Origin of the sequence: Algibacter marinivivus (genome assembly GCF_003143755.1) — a bacterium.
GTDB classification, from domain to species: domain Bacteria; phylum Bacteroidota; class Bacteroidia; order Flavobacteriales; family Flavobacteriaceae; genus Algibacter_B; species Algibacter_B marinivivus.
In genome coordinates this window covers 396,372-413,706 of sequence record NZ_QFRI01000001.1, presented here as the reverse complement: position 1 = coordinate 413,706, position 17,335 = coordinate 396,372, and the positions used below count along the sequence as shown (strand labels likewise).

The window sequence follows — 17,335 nt, the reverse complement described above, 5'->3', positions numbered from 1 at the left end:
AAATTACAGTCTTGAAAAAAATGAAAACAGAAATTTTAATAGATCTATAATAAGGATATAACAACCTTAAAAAAATCAAAAGTGAATGCATATCTTTGCAGGCTTATGGATAAAGAGATACAATCATTGGTTGATAAAGGTGAAATGCTCCCATTAATGGAAGAGTTTTATACCATACAAGGTGAAGGCTTTTATAAAGGTACAGCAGCTTATTTTGTGCGCATAGGCGGTTGCGATGTAGGTTGCCATTGGTGCGATGTAAAAGAAAGTTGGAATGCCAATTTACATCCACCTACAAAAACATCACAAATTGTAGAAAACGCGAAAAAGTATAGTGATACCATTGTAGTTACTGGAGGCGAGCCATTAACCTGGGATATGACGCCATTAACTAAGGGATTAAAAGCAGAAGGACTTCAAGTGCATATTGAGACTTCTGGTGCATATAAATTAACAGGTATTTGGGATTGGATATGTTTATCTCCTAAAAAAATGAAGCTGCCAACTCAGGAAGTTTATGAAAAAGCTGATGAATTAAAAGTAATTGTTTACAATAAAGATGATTTTCGTTTTGCTGAAGAGCAAGCCACTAAGGTAAATGATAATTGTATTTTGTATTTACAACCAGAGTGGAGCAAGCGTGATAAAGTAGTACCGGAAATTGTAGACTATGTTATGGCTAATCCCAAATGGAAAGTATCACTTCAAACTCACAAATATTTAAATATTCCTTAAAGAAAAGCGAGACAATTAATTGTCTCGCTTTTTTGTTTCTATTTTCTAATCACCTTCACATTCATTTCCTCAACCTTTTTATCAGATAACTGAGAAGGCGCTCCAAAAAGTAAATCTTCACTAGTTCCTGTTTTTGGAAAAGCCATTACTTCTCTAATGGATGCTTTTTTCTCTAAAATCATCATCAATCTATCTACACCCCAGGCAATACCACCGTGTGGTGGTGCACCATAATGAAAGGCTTTATACATAGTGCCCACACTCTTCATCATCTCGTCCTTATTGTAGCCCATGTTTTTGTATGTAGCTTCTAAGATTTCTGGTTTGTGGGCACGCACAGAACCACCACCAATTTCGTAACCGTTTAAGATAAGATCGTATTGTTGCGCAATGATGCTTCCAATTTCATCTTCTTTACCATGCATGTGTTTGTCAATATCATAAATAGCAGGCATTGAGAATGGGTTGTGGGTAAACGTCCAACGGCCTTCATCTGTTTTTTCAAACATCGGAAAATCAATTACCCAAGCAGGTCTTAATTCCTTAGGATTGATTAAACGTAGCATGTTACCTAATTCTTGTCGCACTGCATCTAAAGCTTTATTAGCAGTTGCATAATCTGCAGCAGAAAAGAATACAATATCACCCACTTTAGCATCTGTTGTTTTTATAATTCCAGTAGCAATATCTTCGCCTAAAAATTTAATAATTGGCGATTGCAAATCGTTTTCGTTTACGATGATGTATGCTAAACCTCCTAAACCATGACTTTGCGCCAATGCGGTTAATTTTTCAATTTGTCCTTTAGATAAACGCTTGTTGCCCTGTTCTTCTGCAGAAACTTTAATACACTTTACAATACCGCCTTCGTCAATAGGTTTACTAAATACTTGAAAGGTAGTGTCTTTTACAATGTTGGTAATGTCTTGCAGTTTTAAACCGAAACGCAAATCTGGTCTATCACAGCCATAATCGTCCATGGCTTGTTTATAGGTTAACACCTCAAACGGACGTAAGATCCATTTTTTGCCATATATTTTCTCAACAATACCATTGAACATGTTTGTGTTCAAATCAATGATTTGTTGCATGCTGGCATACGCCATTTCAATATCTAACTGTGTAAATTCTGGTTGACGATCGCCACGAGAATCTTCATCTCTAAAACAACGTGCAATTTGGAAATACTTCTCGTAACCAGAAACCATCAACATTTGCTTGAATTGCTGAGGTGCCTGTGGTAAGGTATAAAACGAACCTGCTTGTTTTCGTGTTGGTACAATAAACTCACGTGCGCCTTCATCAGTTCCTGCACTTAAAATAGGCGTTTCAATTTCTAGGAAATCTTGCTCGTCTAAAATATCACGCATCATTTTGATAACCTTGTGGCGGTTAACAATTACTCTGCGTACATCATTATTTCTATGGTCTAAATATTTATATTGAAAACGTACATTTTCGTTCGTTTTAGTCGCGCGTTTTATTTCAAAAGGTAATGTTTTAGAAAGGTTTAGGATTTCTAAATCTTTGGCTTCTAGTTCAATCTTACCAGTTCTTAATGCAGCGTTATAATCATCTTCTTTACGTTGCAGAATCGTTCCAGAAACGGTAATAACAGTTTCAGGTTTTAATTTTACTAATTCATCTAAATTCGCAAACGATTCTCTACTCAAACGCACTTGAAATACTTGCGTACTTGAATCACGTAAATCGATAAAGATTAACTCACCATGGTCACGCACACTAGATACCCATCCAGAAAGTGTTACTTTTTCGTTAATGCTCTCATCTGAAATATCAGAAATAACATGGGTTCTGTATTCATCTTTGATGATAATTGGAATTTCAGGGAGTACTTCTTCTTCCTTTTTTGTTGTTTGTTGTTGAGGCGTTTGTTGTTGAGTTGTACTTCCGTCTTCTGTCTTCTGTCTTTCGTTATTATTCCCAGCCAGCGCTTTCAAAATGCCTTCACGGATTACTTTTCCAGAAGCACCTTTACCAATAATACCAATCACTTTTCCAACTAGAATACCTGCTTTTCCTTGGTTTCCAGAACGGATATCGTTTGCAATAGCTCCATTGTTTGAAATAACCTTTGCAATAGCATCTTCTATTTGAGATTCTGAAATGGTATTATCTTCAAAATACTGGTTATAGTTGAATTCTCTATCTTTTAAATAAGATGTTATTGCATTTTGAACTAAAACCGAAGTGATTTTTTCATCTTTAAATAATTGAAAAATTTCGATTAAATGTTCGATTCTATGAATATCACCATAAGCTTCAGCATCAATATTATTCACTAATGTTTTGGCAACAAATGAAGGGTCTTTAATAACGTTGTTAATCGCTACAAACGTTTCAGAACGTAATGAATCAGCTGTAAAAAACTTAGCATCTTGAGGTAAAACACCACCTTTAATAAGGATGCGTTCTACTGCAAATGGTAGTGTGCTTAAATCGACATCAATAGATTCAACCACTTCTTTTATGCTTACAAAAGGTAAATCGGGCTCAGAAATAAAACGGTAATCTGCTTCAAATTCCTTTTTACGCATGGTTTTGGTTTGCTTCAATTCAGCATCCCATAACACTGTAGTTTGGTCTGGTCTAAATGCCTTGTTTTCTAAGAAATAGTTGAGTTGTTTTTCAACTTCTTCTTTTAAAGCCTCCACCATAAACTTGAAGGAGTTTAAGTTTTTTATTTCGGTACGTGGATTTAAATTATAATCGTGTTTTTTACGAAGTGACACCGAAACATCCGATTTAAACTCGCCTTTTTCAAGGTTAGCTTCAGAGATTCCAAGATTCTGAACAATACGCTGAATGTATTGCGCATAGGTTGAAGCATCTTCGATATGACGGATACAAGGTTCGGTAACAATCTCAATAAGTGGTACGCCAGCTTTGTTAAAATCAACTAACGATACCTTCTTTTCGTGCATCAATTTAGCCGCATCTTCTTCAATATGAACTTGCGTTAAGTTTACAGTAAACTGCGATCCATCATTTCGGAAGCAAGATACTGAACCATCAGGAATCACAGGGTTGTGAAACTGCGTAATCTGAATATTTTTTGGATTATCCGGATACTCATAATGCTTTCTGTCCCAAGAAATCACTTCGTTTTCAAAAGTAGATTTTACTGCTTTTCCAAAATAAATAGCCTTAGTAATTGCTTCTTTATTTATAGCTGGTAAAACCCCCATTTGTCCTGTACAAACCGAACAGATATTTTGATTAGGCTTTTCTATTTCTTGATTTGCACAAGAGCAAAATAATTTGGTTTTTGTATTTAATCGAACGTGTGTTTCCAGACCGATTACTAACTCTAATTCGTGTTTTTTAAGCAGGTCGTTTAATTGTTCTAGTTCCATTATATCGTATCTTTTAAGAAGTTAGCAAACTTCAAAACGAGTTCGTCATTATGTTTTGCAGCCGTAATTTGTAAACCTGTTGTAGTCCCTTGAGGAATTGTTAGTGTAGGTAGTTGTCCTAAACTAAAACCAACCGTATACGCATCAGATAAATACATGGCGTGCGGATTTTTTAAACTATCTCCAATTTTTGGTGGTGTACTTGGAGTAACAGGCGATATGATGATATCGACTTCGTTAAAATCGTTTTCAAAATTTTCAGAAATATTGTCTCTTAAAGCTAATCCTTTTAAGTAGATTTCATCTGAAAATCCTTGAGATAACACTTGGTTTCCACCAACAATTCTGCGTTTTGTCTCTTCAGAGAAATTCTCAGAACGTGTTACTGCGTAAGTTTCTTTTAAATTATCCGATTCAATACGGTTACCATAGTTTGTACCATCTAATCTTGATAGGTTAGAGGCGGTTTCTGCCATGGCCAGCGTATAGTATGTTGATACTAATGTTTCAGATTCAAAGAAATCTAAAGCTTTTACTTGAATGCCTTTGGCTTTTATTTTTTCTATTGTTTCTAAAAAATCAGATTTGATTTTTGTGTCAATCGCATCGGTTTCAATAAAGTTCTTAAAATATCCAACGGTTTTTATAGTCTCAGAAGATGAAATAGCTTCTTGAGATATTTCCGCGCAAGCGTAAGACGTCTGGTCTTTAATATCTTTTCCGCTCATCACATTCAATACAATGCGAATATCTTCGATTGATTTTGCAATGGGACCCACACAATCTGTTGATGATGCGTAAGCCATTAATCCGTAACGCGAAATACGTCCGTAAGTAGGTTTTAAACCATATACATTATTGTAGCCAGCAGGCTGACGTACAGAACCTCCTGTATCACCCCCAATGGAAAACACCGTATAATCTTTAGCAACGTTAACCGCAGAACCTCCACTAGAACCGCCACCAACTAAATCGGGGTTTATGGCGTTTTTAACAGCGCCAAAAATGGTGTTTTCGGAAGAAGATCCATGACCAAAACTATCGCAGTTTTCTTTTACTAATGGAATAGCACCAGCATCCAATAATTTTTGAATAGCTGTTGCGGTGTATGCCGATTTATAGTTTTTAAGTAAATCTGAACTTGCTGTAGTATATGTGCCTTGTAGCATGTACACATCTTTAATTCCAAAAGGAATACCTTCAAGTAAACCAATAGTTTCTCCGTTGGCTATTTTAGCATCTACTTTGGCTGCTAAATCTAGCGCCATAGTGTCCAACAAGGTGTTTACGGTGTTGTTAGTGTTTTGTTTTAAGCCATCTAATTTCTCTTGAACCAGTGAAGTGCAAGTGATTTCTTTGTTCATCAATTGCTGATGAATGTGATGTATCTGCGAACTCATAATTATTCTTCTATAACTTTAGAAACAACTAAATAGCCGTTTTTTTCTTTTGGGAAGTTTTCGATGATGATTTGCTTTTCTATTTCTGAGCTATCTACAACCAAATCCTCTCTTAAATCGTTTAAAGACAACGCATTATTATGATTATTAAAAGCATTATTATTTGTTGTGTTGGCATTTTTAATGACCTCAAATAACTTGTTTACAGCTTCTGATGGCTGTGCTCCTTTAATGCTCGACAACACGTCGACTGTCATAATTTTACTCATGTTTCTAAAATTTAGATTAAAAAAAAGCCTTCCGATATCGGAAGGCTTTATATATTTTTAAACAATAACCTTCCGAACCCTAAAAATTAGGATTATTGAAATTATTATTATTGTTATTGTTTGTCATTGCTATTTTAACGTGTTCAAATATATATAGAATAAATAGAGTAAGCACTATTTTTCCTCATATACTGTACTCTATTGTGAAATTATTAAAAAAGCTAAAGTAAATTTGAAAGGTTCTTAGCTTAATTATAGGTATTGCTTATTTATGTTTAATGCGTTTTAAAGTTAATAGACGTTTTTAATGAAGATAGATGCCCTTTTTAAGAACAAAATCCTTTACAAACGAAGCTAAAAAATGACATTTAAGACAGTTTGTGTTTAGTTTGTTTTTGTAAAAGAATAAAAAACAGTGAAATCGATTTTAAAGTACTTTTTAGGCGATTTAAGCAACTTTTAAGTAATTAACAATTGTTGATAATTATTGTTTTTAGGCATTAAAAAGCTTTTAAAAAGGAGTGGAATTTCGTATATTTGTTTGTATTCAGAAGGATGCTATTAAGCGTCTTTTTTTATGATATAAATTAAACTCAAATTAAGATAAAATATAGAATATGAGCGAAGCAAAAGAAGAATTTAATAAGCATAATTATTCGGCTGATAGTATTCAGGCTTTAGAAGGTATGGAGCATGTGCGTATGCGACCATCAATGTATATTGGGGATGTAGGTACAAGAGGTTTACATCACTTAGTTTATGAGGTTGTAGATAACTCGATTGATGAGGCTTTAGCAGGACATTGTAATAATATTACTGTTATTATAAATGAGGATAACTCTATTACTACTGAAGATGATGGTCGTGGTATTCCAGTAGGATTACATAAAAAAGAAGGAGTGTCTGCGCTTGAGGTAGTAATGACGAAGATTGGTGCCGGTGGTAAGTTTGATAAAGATTCTTATAAGGTTTCTGGTGGATTGCACGGTGTTGGTGTAAGTTGTGTTAATGCGTTATCAGAAAGTTTAAAAGCGACTGTTTATAGAGAAGGTGAAGTTTGGGAACAAGAGTATGAGCGTGGAAAAGCATTATATCCTGTTAAAAAGACAGGTTCTACTGATAAAAGAGGAACTACAGTTACTTTTAAACCAGACCCAACCATTTTTACACAAACTTTAGAGTATAGCTACGATACATTAGCAAGCCGTTTACGTGAGTTAGCTTACTTAAATAAAGGAATTACGGTACATTTAGTTGATAAAAGAGCAGTTAAAGAAGATGGTGAGTTTGAAGGTGAAACTTTTCACTCAAAGGAAGGTTTAAAAGAGTTTATTCAATATTTAGATGCAACGCGTGAACCTTTAATGAAAAATGTGATTGCTTTTGAAGGTGAAAAAAATGGCGTGCCAGTTGAGGTTGCTATGATTTATAATACCTCTTATGCTGAGAATTTACATTCTTATGTGAATAATATCAATACTCACGAAGGTGGTACGCATTTATCTGGTTTCCGTAGAGGGCTAACACATACGCTTAAAAAGTTTGCAGATAATTCTGGAATGTTAGATAAATTGAAGTTTGATATTTCAGGAGATGATTTTCGTGAGGGTTTAACAGCTATTGTTTCAGTAAAAGTTCAAGAACCACAATTTGAAGGACAAACAAAAACAAAATTAGGTAACCGTGAGGTTTCTGCTTCTGTAAGTCAAGCGGTTTCTGAAATGTTAACGGATTATTTAGAAGAACACCCAGATGATGCTAAGACTATTGTACAGAAAGTGATTTTAGCTGCACAAGCACGTCATGCAGCTCAAAAAGCTCGTGAAATGGTTCAGCGTAAAACAGTAATGAGTATTGGTGGTTTACCAGGGAAATTATCAGATTGTTCTGAGCAAGATCCTGCAAAATGTGAAGTATTCCTTGTTGAGGGAGATTCGGCAGGTGGAACTGCTAAACAGGGGAGAGATAGAGCATTTCAAGCTATTTTGCCTTTACGAGGTAAAATATTGAACGTTGAAAAAGCGATGACACATAAAGTTTTTGAAAACGAAGAGATTAAAAATATATTTACTGCACTTGGAGTTACAATTGGAACGGAAGAGGATAGTAAAGCTTTAAATCTCTCAAAACTAAGATATCATAAAGTGGTAATTATGTGTGATGCCGATATCGATGGTAGCCATATTGCCACATTAATTTTGACGTTCTTCTTTAGATATATGAAGGAGTTGATTGAAAACGGACATATTTACATTGCTACGCCACCATTATACTTAGTAAAGCGTGGTGCTAAAAAGCGTTATGCATGGAGTGATGCTGAACGTGATGAGATTGTTGGTGAATTTGGAGATGGATCTAAAATACAACGTTATAAAGGTCTAGGTGAAATGAATGCTGAACAACTTTGGGATACTACAATGAATCCTGAGTTTAGAACCATGCGTTTAGTGCAAATAGATAATGGTACTGAGGCAGATAGAATTTTTTCTATGTTAATGGGAGATGAAGTTCCACCTCGTAGAGATTTTATTGAGAAGAATGCTATATATGCAAATATTGATGCTTAGGTAAAAATTTAAGTCTATTATAAAAGCTCTAACATGTATTTGTTTGAGCTTTTTTTATCGTTAAAAACAACTTTAATATCGTTTAAAAGCATTTTTTTTCGATAAAATGTTGTTTTGTGTGATTTTTTTCCTATGTTTGTAAAACCAAATTTACTTATAGGAATGAAAAAGTTAACCTTATTTATGTTACTTTGTTTAGTAACAACGATTTCAAAAGCGCAGAGTGATATTGATGCATTACTTGCTGCTGGTGTTGAAGATGCAGAACGTTTTGCAAATGATTATTTAGCGCCTGGAACAAATGGTTTAATGCATAGTATGAATGCCAATTGGTTTAATTCAGCAAAAGCTAAACCTCTTGGTGGTTTTGAAATTTCAGTTATAGTTAATGCTGCTTCAATAAAAGACGATAGTAAAGCATTTGATTTAAATGTAGCAGATTATAACAATATATCTTTTCCAGATAATTCACCTTCAAAAATGGTTGCCTCTGTTCTAGGAGAAAATGACCCAGCTATTTTTGTAGAAGTTGAGTATGATGATCCGATTTTCGGTAATCAAACAGAGACTATAGAGTTACCAACAGGTATAGGTGAAGGAACCGCTAATTTATTACCTACAGCATTTATACAAGGTGCTTTAGGGTTAAGTAAAGGCATAGAAGTTAAAGCACGTTTTGTACCTAAAATTGAAACAGATGATGTTTCATTAAGTATGTACGGTGCTGGCTTACAAGTAGAGTTTACCAAGTGGTTGCCTGCTGACAAAGTTCTACCCGTTGCTATATCTGGTTTAGTGGCTTATACATATTTAGATGGTGAGTACGATTTAACAGAATCTTCTGGGATTCAAGGCGAAAATCAACGTATTGAAAATTCAACTAATACTTGGTTATTACAACTAATAGCTTCAACTAAATTACCGGTAATTAATTTTTATGGTGGTTTAGGATATATTAAAGGAAAATCTGAATCTGATTTACTTGGAACTTACAGAATTACTGATGGAGTTTTGACTTCTCAACCAATTGTGGATCCGTTTTCTGTATCTAGCGAAGTAGCATCAGTAAGAGGAACTGTTGGATTTAAATTAAAATTAGGTTTTTTCAGACTTAACGGAGAATATCATATGTCAGAGTTTAATGCTTATTCATTAGGGATTAACTTTGGTTTTAGATAATAGATTTATAAAGAAATTAATTGTTTAGTTTTAGTTAGTTATATTTAATTTTTGTTTTAAAAAGCACAGGATAAAATCCTGTGCTTTTTTCATTTACAGCATTTTAATTCGTAATTTTGCTGGAGTTAAATTTCATCTTGTTTTTTGATGAAATAATTAAAGTTCATGATTAAAATCATATTATCTATTTGGTTTTATTATGAATTTTACATAGTAAATTAAAACAAATTTAATACTAATAAAAAAACAATAAAAAAATGAAAGTAACAGTTGTAGGTGCTGGAGCAGTTGGTGCAAGTTGTGCAGAGTATATTGCTATTAAAAACTTCGCTTCAGAAGTGGTCTTGTTAGACATTAAAGAAGGTTATGCTGAAGGGAAAGCTATGGATTTAATGCAATGTGCATCATTAAACGGTTTTGACACTAAAATTACAGGTGTAACAAATGATTATAGCAAAACAGCAAATAGTGATATTTGCGTTATTACATCTGGAATTCCACGTAAACCAGGAATGACTCGTGAAGAGTTAATTGGTATCAACGCTGGTATAGTAAAATCTGTATCAACTAGTTTACTTGAACATTCTCCAAATATGGTTCTTATTGTTGTTAGTAATCCTATGGATACCATGACTTATCTAGCGCATAAAACACTTGATATGCCAAAAAACAGAATTATAGGAATGGGAGGTGCTTTAGATTCTGCACGTTTTAAATATAGATTAGCGGAAGCTATGGAAGCTCCTATTAGTGATATTGATGGTATGGTAATCGGTGGTCATAGCGATAAAGGTATGGTGCCATTAACAAGTCATGCTACAAGAAATAGTATTAGAGTTTCTGAGTTTTTAAGCGCTGAACGTTTAGAGCAAGTTGCTGCAGACACTAAGGTTGGTGGGGCAACACTTACTAGTCTTTTAGGAACTTCTGCTTGGTATGCTCCTGGAGCTGCAGTAAGCGGTTTAGTTCAGGCTATTGCTTGTGACCAAAAGAAAATGTTCCCTTGTTCTACATTTTTAGAAGGCGAATATGGTTTAAATGATATTTGTATTGGTGTTCCAGTAATTTTAGGAAGAAACGGTATAGAGAAAATTGTTGATATTCCTTTAAGTGATGCTGAAAAAGCACACATGCAAACTAGTGCAGAAGGCGTTAAAAAGACTAACGGATTGTTAGACGTATAGTTTATAAACATTATAAAACATAGATTTATATAAAGACTGTAGCAATACAGTCTTTATTTTTTTATATTTGGCGCATGATTGCTAGATGGTGCATTAGTATTTTAATTTTTGGTTTAACCTTATTTGGTGTTGTTTCTCAACAGCAAATAACGGTACCTAACCAAGAAATTGTATTGCAGTTTGAAGATGTTAATTTAACACCAAACCAAACTGAGAATGCTGTAGCTGCAATAAAGTATCAGTTACAAGGTTTAGGTGCTGAAAATATTAAAGTACTTACATTACAAGAGGGTAAACTGAAAATAACATATTTCAGTGATGCCGATATTGCTAGTATAAAACAACTGTTTTTAGACCAAGAAACTCTAGCACTTCAATTAACATCTCAATCACAAGATAAAGATTCATCAAAATTACCATTCCAAGAGTCAAATATCAGTTATGATATTAATATTTACGAAATACAGAATGGACAACATTCTGGATGGGATTTTGATGGTGCAATAAGTTTAGATGTTGAAGTAAAAAGTGATCGATTCATAGATCCAAATTATGTGTCTACAGGCAGTGTAGATCATGATTACACAAATACCTTAACACATGTCACTTACAAAATTCGTAAAGCCATTACGATACAAATAAGTGATCCACTACACAAAATACCTGAAGTTAGAGCAGGCCCTTTAGCTTAAGGGAGTTTAAATTTATTTTTAGAAGTTCTTATAACAGCTTCAAAAATGATTCAGATTAAACACATTCCTAAATTTTCATTTCAATTTTAGAACACATTAATAATGTAGATTCTATAAAATCAAATTCAAAAAATAAAAAATTGTCAAATTATAGGGTAAATTCTATATTTGCTCGCCCGAAATTATTCAGGTTTAAAAATTTGACGTAAAAAAAGTATAACATGCAAAACAAAGGATTAGTAAAATTGTTTGCCATTTTGTTTGGTTTGGTAAGTCTTTACCAATTATCATTCACATTTAAAGCAAATTCAATTGAAAAAGAAGCTGAAGAAATAGCAATTAATAAAATTCCTGAATCAGAGGAAAATTTTAGAGCATTGCGTAGTCAAGAAGAAGCTAATTATCTTCAAGGAATAGCTACAGATACCGTTTATAATATCGGTGTTGCAAAATTCACTCATAACGAAGTGAAACAAAAAGCCATGAATCTTGGTTTAGATTTAAAAGGTGGTATTAACGTTATTCTTCAAGTATCTGTAAAAGATATCTTAAAGGGATTAGCAAATAATACAAGTGATCTTACTTTTAATAAAGCTTTAGATGATGCTTCTGAGCTTCAAAAAAATAGTCAAAACACATATTTAGAAGATTTCTTTACAGCTTTTGATGCTATAAAAGGGGATACTAAATTAGCTTCTCCAGATATATTTTACACCAGAGAACTTGATGGTGAAATTGATGGTAGTATGTCTGATGATGATGTAAAAGATATTATAAGAACAAAAATTGATGAATCAATAGTTTCTGCTTTTGAGGTATTACGTAAACGTATTGATGAGTTTGGTGTAACATCACCTAATATTCAACGTTTAGGAAATTCTGGACGTATTTTAGTTGAGTTGCCAGGTGTTAAGGATGTAGATCGTGCCACAAGTTTACTGCAAAGTACAGCACAATTAGAATTCTGGGATGCTTATAAAGGTGAGCAATTTTTTGGGTTTATAGATCAAGCTAATGCTGTTTTAAAAGATATTATTGTAGATGAGGACGCTACTGAAGTTGAGTCTCAAGATGAAGAAGATGCTCAAAGCGATCAGATCGATGATTTATTAGGTGATGCGGAAACAGATTCTACAGCAGTTGAAGAAAACAATCCATTAGGAAAGTTAATTAGAGGAATTGGATACCAAGGCGGACCAATCATTGCTAAGTTTGAAATTAAAGATAAAGAAACTGTTCTGGATTATTTAAACAGACCAGAAGTAAGAGCATTACTTCCTGCAGAACAACGTTACGCTAAGTTTGTTTTCGGGAAACCAGAAAAAGATAGCGAGGTTGTAGATTTATATGCCTTAGTTGGAAACAGAGAAAACATCCCACAATTAAGTGGTGCTGTAGTAACAGATGCAAGAAACCAATTTGGTCCAACAGGAAAGTCTGAGGTGTCTATGCAAATGAATGCTAAAGGTGCTAAAATCTGGGAAGAAATGACGGGTAAAGCATATACACAAGGCAGTCAAATTGCTATTGTTTTAGATGATGTTGTATATTCTGCTCCTGGTGTAACTACAGGTCCAATTGCTGGTGGTAACTCGTCTATTTCAGGAAACTTTACATTAAACGAAGCAATAGATTTAGCAAACGTATTACGTGCAGGTAAATTACCAGCTTCTGCAGATATTATACAAAGTGAGGTTGTTGGTCCATCATTAGGTAAAGAAGCTATTGAAAGTGGGACTATGTCATTCCTTATTGCATTAGCATTAGTGCTAATCTGGATGATTTTTTACTATGGAAAAGCAGGTGCTTTTGCAGATATAGCCATGTTATTAAACCTTTTACTAATATTTGGTATTTTATCAGGGTTAGGAGCGGTATTAACACTTCCTGGTATTGCAGGTATTGTATTAACCATTGGTATGTCGGTAGATGCAAACGTACTTATTTTCGAGCGTATTCGAGAAGAATTAGCTAAAGGTAAAGGGCAAGCAGAATCAATAAAAGATGGATTTAGTAATGCTTTATCATCTATTTTAGATGCCAACGTTACTACAGGTTTAACGGCATTAATCTTATTTATATTTGGTACAGGACCAATTAAAGGTTTCGCAACTACATTATTAATAGGTATTGCTACATCATTATTTACAGCTATTTTTATAACTAGATTATTAATTGATTGGTATGCAAATCGTGGTGGGAAATTAGAATTCTCTACAGGAATTACTAAAAACCTATTCAGAAATATAAATATCGAGTTCTTAAAGAAACGTAAGGTAGCTTATGTTGTATCAGGAGCGCTTATACTTTTAAGTTTAGGGTCGTTATTTACTAACGGTTTAAATCAAGGTGTCGATTTTGTAGGAGGTAGAACGTATCAAGTACGTTTTGCGCAAGACATTAGTGCTTCAGAAGTTACAGGTTTACTGTCTCAACCAGAAGTGTTTGGTAGTGCAGATGCTAAAACCTTTGGAGACGCAAACCAGTTAAAAATTACAACTAAATATAAAGTAAACGAATCTGGAGCTGAAGTAGATGAAGAAATTAGAAATTCATTATACAAAGCTTTAGTACCACATTTAGAAGGTATTACTTATGAGCAATTCATTGATTTGAATGATGAAAACAAACAAGTAGGTTTACTAGAATCATACAAAGTAACACCAACCATTGCCGATGATATTAAACAAGCATCATTCTGGGCAATCTTAGGGTCGTTAATTGTAGTATTCCTATATATCTTAATCCGTTTTAAGAAATGGCAATATTCATTAGGTGCTGTAGCAGCGGTATTCCACGATGTATTAATCGTATTGGGTGTATTCTCGTTAACGTACAAATTCATGCCATTCAACATGGAAATAAACCAAGCATTTATCGCAGCTATATTAACGGTAATAGGTTACTCTTTAAATGATACGGTGGTAGTATTCGATAGAATCCGTGAGTTCTTCAACGAGCACACATCTTGGAAGTTCGATAAAGTAGTAAACTCATCATTAAGCAGTACATTAAGTAGAACATTAAATACCTCATTAACCACTTTAGTGGTATTATTAGCAATCTTCATCTTTGGTGGCGATTCTATTAGAGGTTTCATGTTTGCCTTAATCGTAGGTGTTATTGTTGGTACGTACTCTTCATTATTTATCGCAACACCAATCATGTACGATACAGTAAATAAATTAGAAGGAAAAAAGAAAGACTAACTAAAACTTTTCTTTGTAAAGAGCCTATTAACTTCTGTTGATAGGCTTTTTTTGTTATCAGAAATAATTTGGGCGTTACCACAAGGGTCGGGCTTTCCGTTCCAAGTCCTCGCACCTCCTTCGTCGGGCTGTGGGCTTTCCTCTATAATCCCTAACGCAAGTATTTGCTAAAGTATAGTTTAACTCAAAAAAGAGTTATTATCAGCAATAAGTATTTAATAAATCTTTATGAAATAAATTTTGTTAGAATCGTAAAATACTTAATAACTTCGTCAAAAATTAGACGAGTATTTTTATACTTTTAACAAGGCTTTTTTTAAATGAATCTTAGATACTTTTATATTTCGTTTTTAATCTTATTTGCTTTTTCGCAACTACAAATAGTATCAGCTCAAAATGTTCAGATTATAGGTAAAGTTCTAGAAGAAACAAGTAAGCAGCCAATAGCTTATGCAACGGTAGTATTATTTGATAGTACAACAGGAAATACAATTAAAGGTGTAATTACTGCAGATGATGGTTCCTTTAAAATAGACACTGAAATAAAACAGTTTTACCTTCAAATAAGTTTTATGGGCTTTGTATCTAAAACAATTAAAGAAATTAATCCAGAACGCAGAAAAATTAATTTGGGTACTATTATATTAAAAGAAAATACGCAACAACTTGAAGAAGTATTAGTACAAGCAGAAGTATCTTCATCACAATTCAAGCTAGATAAACGCGTTTTTAATGTAGGGAAAGATTTAAGTAGTACGGGTGCTAGTGCACTAGAAGTACTAAATAATGTGCCCTCAGTAAATGTTGATATTGAAGGAACTATAAGTTTACGGGGCAGTTCTGGAGTTCAAGTGTTGATAAACGGAAAACCTTCAATTTTAACTGATGACGGTGGTGCTTTAGGAAGTATTACCGCTGATATGATAGATAGAATTGAAATCATTACAAATCCATCTGCTAAATATGATGCTGAAGGTACATCTGGAATTATTAATATAGTTATTAAAAAGGATGAACGCAAAGGTATTAACGGAGCATTCAGTTTAAATGCGGGTATTCCAGATAATAATAGTATTGGTATCAGTTTAAATCGTCGTTCGGAAAAATTCAATCTATTCACCCAAATGGGTTTAGGTAGAAGAGTGTACCCCAGAGACTCTGAAAATATTAATGAAGACTTAGAAACTGGCACTTCTATAGTTAGTGAGGGTAGGGATTTAAGGGCTGAAAAATTCTATAATATTACTTTAGGTACAGATTATTATATCAGTACCAACAGCGTCTTAACCTTGTCAGGAAATTTTGCTTACGAAATTGAAGATCAACCCTCAGATATTAATTTTAAATCACTTGATGCTAGTAGCAATGTGACTTCAGAATGGGAACGAACTGAAACTACTGAGGCAACAAACCCTAAGTGGCAGTATGAATTAGTATATAAGCACGATTTTGAAGACCATGAAGATCACGATTTATTATTAAGTGCTACTGGACGTTCTTTTTCCAAAGATTTAACATCTTTGTTTCAAGATACTACTATTTCTGGCACAGATAGAGATAATACGCAAAATACTAGAACAGATTACGGTTCTAATAATTACACGTTTAAACTAGATTACACAAAACCGTTTTCTGAGATTTGGATTCTTGAAACGGGTGCGCAATACCAAATTGATGATATTGGTAATGATTTTGAAGTACAGGATTTAGTTGATGGTGAGTTTGTTACTGATTTAGGGTTGGCCAATAATTTTCAGTTTGATCAAAAAGTATTGGGTGCTTATGTAATTGGTGGATATGAATGCGAGAATTGGGGCTTGAAGGCAGGATTACGATTAGAACAAACCGATTTAGAAACTACCCTTGTAACCACTAACGTATCAAATACTCAAAGTTATACTAATTTGTTTCCAAGTGTTCATTCATCTTATAAATTATCGGATGCTGTATCTCTACAAGCGGGCTATTCAGCGCGAATAAACAGACCAGGGATGCGCGAATTGAATCCGTTTTTTAACATTAGAAACAATTTTAATATTCGTCAAGGTAATCCTAACCTAATGCCTGAGTTTACCGATTCATATGAATTAACTAGTATTTTTGATATTGGTAAAACATCTTTAAATTTTGGTGTATATCATCGCTACACCACTGATGTTATTGAGCGTATTTCTGTTTTTGAAAATAATGTAAATACAAGTATGCCCGAGAATGTTGGTACAAATAGTACTTTGGGTATTGAGTTTAATACAAAATACAGTCCTGCAAGATGGTTAACTTTTAATGTTGATTTCAATTACAATCAGTTTGATAGGAAAGGCACTTTCGAATCTGCGGTTTTTGATTTTAATGGAGATCAATGGAGTTCAAAACTCATGGCTAAATTTGATTTGCCTGCTAATATAGATTTGGAAGCTGTTGGTAATCATAGATCAAAAGTGAAAACAGTACAAGGTATAAGTAGTGCAAATACATTTCTAGATGTTGGTATTCGAAAAAAAATATTAAAAGATAAAGGTGTTATTAATTTAAGTGTTAGAGACGTTTTTAAATCAAGATTTTCTGAAAGCTTTATATCACAGGGTAATTCAGAAGCATATAGTTGGAGCCGTCGTGGTAGATTTGTAGCTATAGGTTTTAGTTATGGATTTGGTAAAGGAGAAGCTATGGAATATTCTGGAGGTAAAAGACGATAAAAGCTAAGGTTTTATAATCCAGAGTAT

Annotated in this window: 10 protein-coding genes; 7 read left to right on the top strand and 3 right to left on the bottom strand. The window is 33.6% G+C overall.

Features of this window, described 5'->3' with window-relative positions:
- The first annotated feature begins 105 nt into the window (after positions 1-105).
- On the top strand, positions 106-735 hold the full coding sequence (locus DIS18_RS01965; protein WP_109351363.1) for a 7-carboxy-7-deazaguanine synthase QueE: 630 nt from the start codon (positions 106-108) through the stop codon (positions 733-735).
- A gap of 38 nt (positions 736-773) precedes the next feature.
- Here DIS18_RS01965 and gatB/aspS read toward each other — a convergent pair whose 3' ends face one another.
- From gatB/aspS to DIS18_RS01950, 3 genes are read right to left on the bottom strand one after another with little or no spacing between them, the layout of a single operon-like run.
- Positions 774-4,112, bottom strand: a complete 3,339-nt coding sequence (gene gatB/aspS, locus DIS18_RS01960) for a bifunctional amidotransferase subunit GatB/aspartate--tRNA ligase AspS (protein WP_109351362.1) — start codon at positions 4,110-4,112, stop codon at positions 774-776.
- On the bottom strand, positions 4,112-5,512 hold the full coding sequence (locus DIS18_RS01955) for an amidase family protein (RefSeq protein ID WP_109351361.1): 1,401 nt from the start codon (positions 5,510-5,512) through the stop codon (positions 4,112-4,114). Before DIS18_RS01955 ends, gatB/aspS begins: the two co-directional genes overlap by 1 nt.
- 2 nt (positions 5,513-5,514) lie before the next feature.
- Entirely contained in the window at positions 5,515-5,781 is a 267-nt protein-coding gene (locus tag DIS18_RS01950) for an Asp-tRNA(Asn)/Glu-tRNA(Gln) amidotransferase subunit GatC (RefSeq protein ID WP_181363973.1), read from the bottom strand.
- A gap of 617 nt (positions 5,782-6,398) precedes the next feature.
- On the opposite strand from DIS18_RS01950, the gene gyrB reads away from it, so the two are divergent.
- The 6 genes from gyrB (at position 6,399) to DIS18_RS01920 (ending at position 17,308) form a co-directional block, all read left to right on the top strand.
- Entirely contained in the window at positions 6,399-8,348 is a 1,950-nt protein-coding gene (gene gyrB / locus DIS18_RS01945; RefSeq protein ID WP_109351360.1) for a DNA topoisomerase (ATP-hydrolyzing) subunit B, read from the top strand.
- A 162-nt stretch (positions 8,349-8,510) separates the two neighbouring features.
- Entirely contained in the window at positions 8,511-9,527 is a 1,017-nt protein-coding gene (locus DIS18_RS01940) for a DUF6588 family protein (RefSeq protein WP_109352554.1), read from the top strand.
- Positions 9,528-9,784: 257 nt separating this feature from the next.
- The gene (locus DIS18_RS01935) at positions 9,785-10,711 is read left to right on the top strand and encodes a malate dehydrogenase (RefSeq protein ID WP_109351359.1); all 927 of its coding nucleotides are present in this window, start codon (positions 9,785-9,787) and stop codon (positions 10,709-10,711) included.
- Between the two features lie 74 nt (positions 10,712-10,785).
- Positions 10,786-11,403: a hypothetical protein gene (locus DIS18_RS01930; RefSeq protein WP_109351358.1), complete on the top strand. Its 618-nt coding sequence runs from the start codon at positions 10,786-10,788 to the stop codon at positions 11,401-11,403.
- 221 nt (positions 11,404-11,624) lie between these two features.
- Positions 11,625-14,612, top strand: a complete 2,988-nt coding sequence (gene secDF, locus DIS18_RS01925; RefSeq protein WP_109351357.1) for a protein translocase subunit SecDF — start codon at positions 11,625-11,627, stop codon at positions 14,610-14,612.
- A 320-nt stretch (positions 14,613-14,932) separates the two neighbouring features.
- Positions 14,933-17,308 carry a TonB-dependent receptor domain-containing protein gene (locus tag DIS18_RS01920; protein WP_109351356.1) on the top strand — a complete coding sequence of 792 codons (2,376 nt, stop codon included), beginning with the start codon at positions 14,933-14,935 and terminating at the stop codon, positions 17,306-17,308.
- Positions 17,309-17,335: the final 27 nt, after the last annotated feature.

Bases quoted from the DNA above. Each gene is read 5' to 3' on its own strand.
- DIS18_RS01965 (WP_109351363.1), top strand. From the start codon at position 106: ATGGATAAAGAGATACAATCATTGGTTGATAAAGGTGAAATGCTCCCA.
- gatB/aspS (WP_109351362.1), bottom strand. From the start codon at position 4,112: ATGGAACTAGAACAATTAAACGACCTGCTTAAAAAACACGAATTAGAG.
- DIS18_RS01955 (WP_109351361.1), bottom strand. From the start codon at position 5,512: ATGAGTTCGCAGATACATCACATTCATCAGCAATTGATGAACAAAGAA.
- DIS18_RS01950 (WP_181363973.1), bottom strand. From the start codon at position 5,781: ATGAGTAAAATTATGACAGTCGACGTGTTGTCGAGCATTAAAGGAGCA.
- gyrB (WP_109351360.1), top strand. From the start codon at position 6,399: ATGAGCGAAGCAAAAGAAGAATTTAATAAGCATAATTATTCGGCTGAT.
- DIS18_RS01940 (WP_109352554.1), top strand. From the start codon at position 8,511: ATGAAAAAGTTAACCTTATTTATGTTACTTTGTTTAGTAACAACGATT.
- DIS18_RS01935 (WP_109351359.1), top strand. From the start codon at position 9,785: ATGAAAGTAACAGTTGTAGGTGCTGGAGCAGTTGGTGCAAGTTGTGCA.
- DIS18_RS01930 (WP_109351358.1), top strand. From the start codon at position 10,786: ATGATTGCTAGATGGTGCATTAGTATTTTAATTTTTGGTTTAACCTTA.
- secDF (WP_109351357.1), top strand. From the start codon at position 11,625: ATGCAAAACAAAGGATTAGTAAAATTGTTTGCCATTTTGTTTGGTTTG.
- DIS18_RS01920 (WP_109351356.1), top strand. From the start codon at position 14,933: ATGAATCTTAGATACTTTTATATTTCGTTTTTAATCTTATTTGCTTTT.